The organism is Paenibacillus sp. P4_A7 (assembly GCF_056402455.1).
Genome location: NZ_JBFUHJ010000192.1, coordinates 1 through 9,604 on the forward strand (window position 1 = coordinate 1; position 9,604 = coordinate 9,604).

Below are 9,604 nucleotides of genomic sequence, written 5' to 3' on the forward strand. Positions count from 1 at the left end.
ACTATTTATTGAAAAATGACACACAATATTTGCTAGCTTCTAGGGTTTGTCCGCATATGGGTTATCTAATCGAGAAAAATGATGAAGAGCTTGTTTGCAATGTTCATGGCTGGAATTTTGATAGCCATACGGGGAACTGTTTGTTTCTAAAAAGCGAAAAACTCGCTACCTATACTATTATCCAAAAAGATGGACAATTAATTGCACTTATCTAAAACGAAAATAATCGAAGGAGGAGATCAGTTATGCAAGTACCGATAAGTGTTTGGATCATATCTGCAATCGTTATTATCGGTTTGTCGTGGGTAACTATATGGATTACGAATAAAGCATACTCGAAGAGATGGGAAGATCACGATGACCGTATCGATGGTCAATAAAGAAAGTAATGCAGCTTTTTGAGAGGAAACCATAACGTAGAAACGTGCAGGAAAACTTGTTCCTAAATCAAGCTACTCCTGCACATTTTATTATTTCACCGCGAAACGAACTTATGCTGTCAAAGGACGGCAACAGCCGTTTACGCTTGTGTAAGGATAGTACGAAATGCTTCCGCAAAAATAGCTATCCCCGCACCGATTTCTTCCGCCTTTGGTCTAGAGAAGTTGAATCGAACATAATCAGCATCAGATCCATAAACACTGCCAGGTACAAACACAACTCCTCTTCGTATACACTCTTCCAGTAATTTGCTTTCATTAAACTTAGGAATGATTTTACACCATAGATGTAGACCCCCTTGAGGAGTCGTAAATTCTATCTGCTCAGGGAGTTCTTTACGCAAGGCATCGATAATCAAATCTCTTTTAAAGAGCAGATTCATCCGTAACCGATCCAGATGAGGATCAAAGTATGGAGACTGAATAAACTGTGTTGCAATCCGTTGCGGAACGACACTAAGACCAAAATCCATTTGCTGCCTTGCATCGGCGAGTCGGCTAACAACTGAATTAGGGGCCACCATCCAGCCTATTCTTAGACCTGAGGCTATTGTCTTCGAGAGGGAACCGATATGTATGACAGAACCATGCGTATCAAAAGATTTTAAAGGCATTGGAGGTACGCCATTATAAGCAGTTAGGCTAAAGGGATCGTCCTCCACTATTGGAATGCCTAAGTTGCTTGCTATGTCCAGCAATTTACTTCGACGCTCGGGATCAATGCATACACCGGTTGGATTTTGGAAATTCGGATTGATAAAAATCATTTTGATTTTATGTTTTTTATACAAGGCTTTAATATCCTCAGGATGGATCCCTTTATTATCGATGGGCAGCCGAAGTAATCGCAGACCGGCAGATTGAAACATAGGCAAAGAGTAGCAATAGGAAGGATCTTCTATTGCTACTGCATCCCCAGGGACGAGCAAGCATTGAGTAATTAAATACAGTGATTGTTGAGACCCCGAAGTAATAAGAATGGAGGAGTCTGTTGTGTTGATGTTCCGGTAATCCTTTAAATACTGAACAAGTGCTTCCCTAAGTGGGATGTAGCCCTGTGGGTTGTCATAGCCTAAATGCTCGGAGAAGGGATTTTCACTTAATAAAGCTTTGATATCCTGATTTGGTGATAAATCAGCAGCTAGCTCACCGCTAGCAAAGTCAATTAGTTGATCGTTTTGTTGCAGCGCTTCCCTGATACGGCGCAGGAAAGGCACATTAGGAAGAAAATTTCCTCCGTCTACATAGCGATGCCAATTGGGGGTATGTTTCGGCGTTGCGCCCCATTTGTGTTTACTTACCCTAGTTCCACCGCCTGATCGACTCTCGATTATACCAAGAGCACGAAGCTCTTCGTATGCAAGAATAACCGTGCTTCGGTTTACTTCTAATTGCTCTGCCAACTTTCGTTCGGAAGGAAGCAAACTGCCAGGAGGAAACTCACCGTATGAAATTCTCGTTTCAATATTATCTGCGATTTGTTGGTATAGCGGTATTTTATTAGAACGATCAGGCTTCCACATGACGTACACCCCTTCCTGAATCATTTTGTATTTAGTATAACATTTGCTAGACAAGCAGTTTTAACTTCTAAATAGAAATATTTGACGATTGAATTACGAATTGTACATATGGATGGTTCTAATGGATATACCTTGGATGGTTTCAATTGAGCATCTATTACTTATGATTTAGTTAGTATTAATAATTCATACTGGTGTGAATGAATATACCGGCTGACATAAGATAGGAGGGCTCACAATGAATGAAGGTTTGATGGGAAAACGTATTGCAATTGCAGGCAATAACGATTGGCATGACATGAGTTCAATGATTAAGAAGTTAGGCGGCACTCCTGTTGCCAGGCCGCAGGAGAGTAAGTTAACACTCTCTACCATGCATATTCAGCATGAACTGCTTCGTCTTATCGAGGACAGGAGTGATTGGATTATATTCACTTCTAGAACTGGACTTGAAGCGATTATGAAACAAGGGGAGTGTATGGTGATTCGTTCTGCGCTAATTGAAATTATGAATGCAGCGAAAGTAGTGGCCATAGGTTACAAAACATTTGCGATGTTAAAGAAAATGGGAATCACACCTATTTTTGTTGAGGATAATAGCCGCATTCAAGGATTAGTCAAAAATTTAAATCGATTTGTATACACAGGAAATAAGGTGACTTTACAGTTAGAAGATAAGCCTTCTCCATTATTGATCAAATTTTTGGAGAAGAAGGGATCGAACGTGAGACAAATCATACCTTACCATCAGATTCCTTCAGAGGTGCAAGTATCCGACTTGTTATGCAAAGAGATTTTTAATGGTGCAGTGGATGCGGTGTGTTTCACGACAGCTGTTCAAGTTCGAGCATTTTTTCTATTTGTTAAAAACAATGACTATTATTTTCCAGTTAAAGATTGCTTCAAATATAAGGTGCTAGTTGTTGCAGTAGGAAAAGCAACCGCTGAAGCACTCAAAGAAGAGGGCATTAATCGCCAATTAGCTCTTGAGGGGAAGCAGACCAGAGAGAACATAATGGAGCTCGGGCAGTACTATCAACACAAATCAACGTTGTTGGCCTATTAAAGTTGAAGCATTTGTTTCAAATTCTTGAACTTGGTTGGTATGTCTGCTTCAGTAGTGGCTGGTGACGCCTGTTCATGTCTACTCTAGTGTTAGATGAGATTACAAAATAAAGTACTTCGAATTTGAAAGGGGATATAAATATGAAAAGGTCTCATGAATCTAGAATGATGGGATCCATCCCAAAGCTGCTGCTCATGAGCATAGCAATAATCAGTCTTCTACTGTTTTCTGCTTGCTCGAATAACGAAGAAGGGAGCGAAGGGCTGCCCCAAATCGTTGAGGTAGACATTCAGCTCGATACCGGATCTATACAAGCGGGTAAACCCATTTTAATATCGGCCCATGTTACCCAAGGATCCAAAAATGTTGAAGACGCACAAAAGGTGGAGTTTGAGCTTTGGAAAGAAGGCGATGAAACGGATGAGAATAAGCGTGAAAAAGTAGATGCGTCACATTCAGAAAATGGATTATATAGCATCGAGAAAGTATTTCCCGAATCAGGAACGTATTATGTCATCGCTCATGTTACGGCTAGAGAAATGCATGTTATGCCGAAAAAAGAATTGGAGGTTTCATAATGAAGAAATGGTCCATCAGCCTTCTATTAGTCTTACTTCTAATCGTGACTGCATGCAGTAATGCTGGAAATGATAATCAACCGAAAGAGGCTAAAGAGATAAGTGCGGAGGTATTGTATAAAAGTAAATGCTTAGGCTGTCATGCTGCGGATTTAAAAGGAAGGGTCGGTCCGAATCTACAGCAGGTGGGCGCGAGGTTGTCAGGAGAGCAGTTGAATGCGATTATATCGGACGGAGCGAAAGGGATGCCAGCTTTTAAAAAATCACTAGACCAAGAAGAGATTGAAGCTTTGGTACAGTGGCTTTCGGAAAAGGAATAAGGAGGAGATTGGACGATGCGGAAGTTTATGTTAATGGGTCTGATTAGTATCATAATCGTTATTACTACTGCATGCGGTAGTAGCAATAAACCGAGTGCGGCTGATTTTAATATGAAAGTAGAGCCATTCGAGTATACGGATCAGGACGGTAGTCCGTTTTCCTTATCTGATTTGGAAAATAAGGTTTGGATTGCAGATGTTGTATTTACTTATTGCACAACGGTTTGTCCCGCTATGACAGCGAATATGGCGGAGCTGCAAAAAAGAATAAGTGAAGCGGGTATTGAGGCAGAGTTGGTTTCTTTCTCGGTTGATCCAGAGCGGGATGACCCGGCAGCTTTAAAAGGTTATCTTGGTAAATTTGATGCAAACTTCACTAACTGGCATGCTTTAACCGGTTATAAATTTGATGAAATCAAGTCTTTTATTCTCAAATCGTTTAAAACGATTGTTGTTAAAGATACAGCATCTGATCAAGTCATCCACGGGACATCGTTTTTTCTCATTGATCAATCAGGCAGCGTGGTCGGTAAATATGATGGAACGATGGACACGCCCTTTGATCAGATCATTAAAGATATAAAGGCTTTACAGGCATAGTTTGTTTTGATGCGGAAGGAGATGATCTGCTTGAACACCATTCAGCGATCGAAGTGGGCACGAGCTGCATTGATTATAATAATAGGTTTAGGAATAGGGTATGCAATCTTTGAAAGCATGACTAAAAATCGTACGGAAGTGGAAATTGGTAATCGCGCTCCAAACTTTGAACTTGCAAATTTGCAAGGTGAAAAGGTAAAGCTATCTGATTATAGAGGACAAGGAGTGTTCCTGAATTTCTGGGCAACCTGGTGTGAGCCTTGCATCAATGAAATGCCCCTTATGAATCAAGTCTATAAGCAGGTTCCTGGCGTTGAGATACTAGCTGTAAACGTAGGACAAAAAAAGTCTGCCGTAAGTCAATTTGCAGATGAGCTTGGATTTACATTTCCCATTCTATTAGATTCGAATAACGAAACGAAAGGGTTATATAAAATCGGTGGATTGCCCGTAACGATCCTTATTAATGAAAAGGGAGAAATCGTCGATAAAATAACAGGTGAATTAAACAGTTCAAATGATGTTCTCGATTTGATGAAAAAGATCCAGCCTGTTAGTGAAAAATCGTATGGGGAAAACAAGAAAGTGATTGAGGTTGTGCCGTAATGGATACTTTGACATGGTCAATTGCATTTGGTGGTGGGGTATTAGCTTTTATATCTCCTTGCACGCTTCCCTTATACCCATCCTTTTTGTCCTACATAACAGGAGTATCGGTTGGTGAAATACAGACTACAGGATCGTCCAAAGTAAGATTGACACTGCTTCGGCATTCCATTTTATTTTTATTAGGGTTTTCACTGGTTTATTATATTCTTGGATTTTCTGCGAGCTTTATTGGTCATTTCTTTGAAAATTATCGCGATCTTATTCGTATGCTTGGCGGCGTCTTCATTTTTGTTCTCGGATTATTTTTAATTGGAATTATTCAACCTCGCTTCATGATGAAGGAATTCCGCTTCCCAGTAATGAAAGTCAAGATGAATAAATCTCTGGGATCTGTTTTAGTGGGAATTATTTTTGCAGCAGGCTGGACGCCATGTATTGGACCGATATTCGGAGCGATCATGTATTCCAACGTGATTAACCCGAATCCGCTTCAAACCTTTATGAATGTGACTGCTTATTCACTGGGATTCGGTATTCCATTTATTCTAATGGCCTATTTTATTGGAAGAGTAAGAGGAATATTAAAGTACTCCAATATGTTTATGAAAATAGGCGGGGTCTTATTAGTCATTGTGGGAATCATGCTTTACTTTGATAAAGTGAATGTAATAAATGAGTGGTTTACTAGCTTTTAAAAGGGGAATAACACAAATTTCTTATAGGGGAGTATCGTTCCGAATGGGACGTTACTCCCCTATATTTTTTGATCAAGGACATATGAATCCGTTAATTGTTAGAGACTCGTATAAGTGTGTAGGCATTAACAATGAACGGAGCTATAATTGAACGAGAAGTGAGATACGGATGCCTTATAAGTCGTAAAGCTTTGAAGGAGCCCAGCTATGAATCTACCATTAGCTCAACCAGAGAGACAATCGGTTAGCATGAAAAGGCTTTGGTCTTTCTTTCTGCCGTTAGGTATTTCAGCAAGTTTAGTGACCATTTCACATGTTATTATCAACAGCACGTTAAGCCGAGCCGTAGATCCTGAACGCATTATTGCGAGTTATGCCATTGCGATGAGTCTGCTTGCTATTACGGAACGGCCTGCCGTGCTGCTTAGACAAACCTGCTCTACTCTTGTCCGGGATAAGCGATCCTTTCGATCAACGCTAACAGTAGCACAGATTGTATTTGCCAGCATTATGATTATGGGTTTTATTATAAGTTATACACCGCTTGGAACATTCATTTTCCAAGGTGTGTTCGGAGTCAGCGAAGATAACGTTCCAGATGTCATTCGTGTGTATAAGGTGCTGATGTTCGTTAGCTTATTCTCCGGTATTCGTTGCCTTTATCAAGGGGTCATCATTTATAATTTACGAACGAAATGGTTAACAATTGGTATGGCGGTCCGGCTGGCGGGTATGTATATGCTCTCCCTTTATTTTATTCATACAGGAGTTACAAGCGGAGTAGTTGGTGCGGTAATATTTTTATTTGGAATGATGATCGAAGCCGCAATCAGTTTTACAGAGGGACGGTTACTAGTTCGCAAGATGCCGGACAAGCTAGAGCAGCATCCGATCGAAAATAAACGTCATGTTTTTTCTTTTTATCGGCCCTTATTAATCTCCTCATTTATTTCGGTTTGGATCGGCCCGGCCATTAATGCCTTGCTGGGAAAGACATGGGATGCGCAATTAGCTATTTCTTCCTTTGCTATCGCAGCCAGTCTAGTTATGCTGCTTAGCAGCTTTTTCAGTTATTTTCATCAAATTGTAATCAATTTCTATCGTATAGACCCTGCTGCTGTTCGGAAATTTACTTTAATGCTGGGATTCGTACCGGCTATCTTAATGGGGTTAATCGCCTTTACACCTGCAGGTGTTTTTTTGCTGGAACACATTATTGGGGTTCATGGGCGACTACAAGCGGAGAGTATTCGAGTGTTACAAGCATTTGTGCTGTTTGCGCTCGTAATGCCTTGGCTTGATGTATTGAATGGACTTGTGTTTGTAAGAGGGCAGACGAAGCTTATTGTAGGTTCACAAATCGCCAATTTCAGTTTTACCCTTATGACTTTAATAGTATGTATTAGCTTGTCGCCAGAATGGAATGGGACCATTGGGGCTTGGGCACAATCGATCGGTATGACTGCGGAGCTCATCTTCGTAGCGCTGGCGCTGCGGTTTATGAAGCCTTCTAATTCTCTATCTCCCGGACTTTAATATATCGGAATTGTCCAAATAATAGCTTTTAAGGCTAAATCAATCTAACATAAATTCTTATAAAATATAGCTATAAAACTACGACAATCGATGGAGGCTACAATCAATGGGTACTAAAGTAAAGGATAAAGTAAGAGTTGGGATTATCGGTCTTGGTGGGCGCGGAACCGGACTACTATCAGCTGTTATATTGTCAAATGATGATGTAGATGTAGTAGCTGTCTGCGATTTATATGAGGATCGGCGTGAGATTGGGGCAGATATGGTTGAAGAGGCACGGGGGGTTCGGCCATTCATTACAGAAAACTATAGAGAGCTATTGGCTATTGCAGATTTAGATGCCGTTGTTATTGGAGCATCTTGGGAAGAGCATATCAATATTGCTGTAGCAGCAATGGAAGCAGGTAAATATGTAGCCAGCGAAGTAGGTGGTGCCTATTCCATTCAAGAATGCTGGAGACTGGTAGAAGCGTATGAAAGAACTAAAGTGCCGTGCATGATCATGGAAAACTGCTGCTATGGCAGAGATGAGCTTATGGTTCTGAACATGGTGAAGCAAGGCGTATTTGGTGAAATTGTACACGCTTCCGGAGGCTACCATCATGATCTGAGATCGGAAATTGCTAATGGAAAAGAAGAAAGGCATTATCGCTTAAGTAATTATATCAACCGTAATTGTGAAAATTATCCTACGCATGAAATTGGACCAATTGCTCAGGTTCTCAATATAAATCGTGGTAATAGAATGGTATCTCTTGTGTCAATGGCTTCAAAAGCAAGAGGGATGAGTGAGTACATCAAGAATGAAAAAAGTGAAGATAAAGAATTGCTGAATACCAATTTTTTGCAGGGTGATATTATTACAACGATAATCAAATGTGCACATGGAGAGACGATTACGATCACTCTGGACACTACTTTGCCTAGATACTATTCAAGGGGATTTACAATTAGAGGGACAAAAGGCATGTATACGGAGGACAATCGTTCTGTTTTTATTGATAAGCAGCATGATGCCTCCCACCACACATGGAATGAGCAGTGGGGAAATGTTGAACAGTTTAGAGAGCAGTACGATCATCCAATTTGGAAAAAGTATTTGGCGGATGGCGTTAAGGGCGGTCATGACGGAATTGACTGGCTTGTATTCGCTGACTTCTTCGAAAGTGTAAAGCAGGGAACCCAAACACCACTTGATGTTTATGATATGGCTTCGTGGATGAGCATTTCTACGTTGTCTGAAGATTCCATTGCACTAGGCGGACAACCGGTTGCGATTCCTGACTTTACAAACGGGAAATGGATAAACAGATAGACGTTATGGAGGAAAGTAGAAATGAATATCCAACAATTTTGTGAGGGTATAAAGCTTAGTCCGGATGCACAGCTGATAGTGAATCGGTATCCAATAAGTGAAGAAACTTATGAGAGCTATAAACTTCATTTCTATGAGAATGAGCAAACTTTTTTTGAACGTGTTAAGCAAACAGAAGAGCATCGACAGCTATTTTTATATTTGTTTGTTAGATTTGCAGTGGATATTTATAAGGAGTATCAAATTAAAGGCATTGAAGACCCTATTTACTTTGACACTTTTTCAGACATTCAAATATGGTGCTTGGAGTGTAAGAGAGAGTTCGGGGAATATGGCATTCAAGAATATAGCTGGCTGAAAGAGCATATGAAGCTTAGGTTGTTCAGATTGGGTAGATTGCAGTTTCAACCTAGTGTCATGGATTGCGATCTAGAAGTAGAGGGTAAGCAGGTTAAGAAAAATCAAATCATACTGAATGTCCATATTCCCGCGGGCGAGCCTTTACACTTGGTGGAGGAATCCTTCGAGCAAGCCAAAGCATTTTTTAGAGGAGTTAGTTCTGTATTCATTTGTCATTCTTGGCTGATGTACCCGAAGCTGAGTGAAATATTAAAACCAAATTCGAACATTATACAGTTTCAAAAGCATTTTCATATTTATAAGTTAGATCTGGAGTCGAAAGAAGCGGAACAACGTATCTTCCAGAAGACAAGCCAAGAATTTACAGAGTACAGCGAAGATACTGAATTGCAAAGAAATGCTAAAGCGTATCTAATCGCGGGAAATAAATTAGGGGCTGGGTACGGAATTAAGGTGTATTGAAAAAGCGTTAAAACCGACGAGAAATCAACGGTTTTAACGCTTTTTTTTTAAAAACCATAAGCTCAAAAATCGAGCTTACACAAATTTGTAATACTTATTC

General features: G+C 40.2%; 12 protein-coding genes. 11 read left to right on the forward strand and 1 reads right to left on the reverse strand.

Features of this window, described 5'->3' with window-relative positions; all coding sequences use genetic code 11:
- Nucleotides 1–215, forward strand: a 215-nt coding sequence (locus AC1DWN_RS20045) for a Rieske (2Fe-2S) protein (protein ID WP_477560672.1), incomplete at its 5' end; no start/stop codon positions are given.
- Between the two features lie 30 nt (nt 216–245).
- Nucleotides 246–380, forward strand: coding sequence for a hypothetical protein (locus tag AC1DWN_RS20050; protein ID WP_477560673.1), 135 nt, complete (start codon nt 246–248; stop codon nt 378–380).
- Between the two features lie 140 nt (nt 381–520).
- On the opposite strand, the gene pdxR is transcribed toward AC1DWN_RS20050, so the two are convergent.
- Nucleotides 521–1,963, reverse strand: coding sequence for a MocR-like pyridoxine biosynthesis transcription factor PdxR (pdxR, locus tag AC1DWN_RS20055; RefSeq protein ID WP_477560674.1), 1,443 nt, complete (start codon nt 1,961–1,963; stop codon nt 521–523).
- A 238-nt stretch (nt 1,964–2,201) separates the two neighbouring features.
- Here pdxR and AC1DWN_RS20060 point away from each other — a divergent pair, with 238 nt between their 5' ends.
- The 9 genes from AC1DWN_RS20060 to AC1DWN_RS20100 all read left to right on the forward strand — a co-directional run bounded on the left by AC1DWN_RS20060 (nt 2,202) and on the right by AC1DWN_RS20100 (nt 9,504).
- The gene (locus AC1DWN_RS20060; RefSeq protein WP_477560675.1) at nt 2,202–3,029 is read left to right on the forward strand and encodes a uroporphyrinogen-III synthase; all 828 of its coding nucleotides are present in this window, start codon (nt 2,202–2,204) and stop codon (nt 3,027–3,029) included.
- 140 nt (nt 3,030–3,169) lie between these two features.
- A complete protein-coding gene (locus AC1DWN_RS20065) occupies nt 3,170–3,607 on the forward strand; it encodes a FixH family protein (RefSeq protein ID WP_477560676.1) in 438 nt (145 codons plus the stop codon).
- A complete protein-coding gene (locus AC1DWN_RS20070) occupies nt 3,607–3,927 on the forward strand; it encodes a c-type cytochrome (protein ID WP_477560677.1) in 321 nt (106 codons plus the stop codon). The genes AC1DWN_RS20065 and AC1DWN_RS20070 overlap by 1 nt, the downstream gene beginning before the upstream one ends.
- Nucleotides 3,928–3,942: 15 nt before the next feature.
- On the forward strand, nt 3,943–4,527 hold the full coding sequence (locus AC1DWN_RS20075; protein WP_477560678.1) for an SCO family protein: 585 nt from the start codon (nt 3,943–3,945) through the stop codon (nt 4,525–4,527).
- Between the two features lie 30 nt (nt 4,528–4,557).
- The gene (gene resA / locus AC1DWN_RS20080) at nt 4,558–5,133 is read left to right on the forward strand and encodes a thiol-disulfide oxidoreductase ResA (protein ID WP_477560679.1); all 576 of its coding nucleotides are present in this window, start codon (nt 4,558–4,560) and stop codon (nt 5,131–5,133) included.
- Entirely contained in the window at nt 5,133–5,831 is a 699-nt protein-coding gene (locus AC1DWN_RS20085) for a cytochrome c biogenesis CcdA family protein (protein ID WP_477560680.1), read from the forward strand. Before resA ends, AC1DWN_RS20085 begins: the two co-directional genes overlap by 1 nt.
- 207 nt (nt 5,832–6,038) lie before the next feature.
- A complete protein-coding gene (locus AC1DWN_RS20090; RefSeq protein ID WP_477560681.1) occupies nt 6,039–7,367 on the forward strand; it encodes a multi antimicrobial extrusion protein MatE in 1,329 nt (442 codons plus the stop codon).
- Nucleotides 7,368–7,473: 106 nt separating this feature from the next.
- Nucleotides 7,474–8,682 carry a Gfo/Idh/MocA family protein gene (locus tag AC1DWN_RS20095; RefSeq protein WP_477560682.1) on the forward strand — a complete coding sequence of 403 codons (1,209 nt, stop codon included), beginning with the start codon at nt 7,474–7,476 and terminating at the stop codon, nt 8,680–8,682.
- Between the two features lie 21 nt (nt 8,683–8,703).
- Complete coding sequence (locus AC1DWN_RS20100; protein ID WP_477560683.1) at nt 8,704–9,504, forward strand: acyltransferase domain-containing protein; 801 nt, start codon at nt 8,704–8,706, stop codon at nt 9,502–9,504.
- The last annotated feature ends 100 nt before the right edge of the window (nt 9,505–9,604 follow it).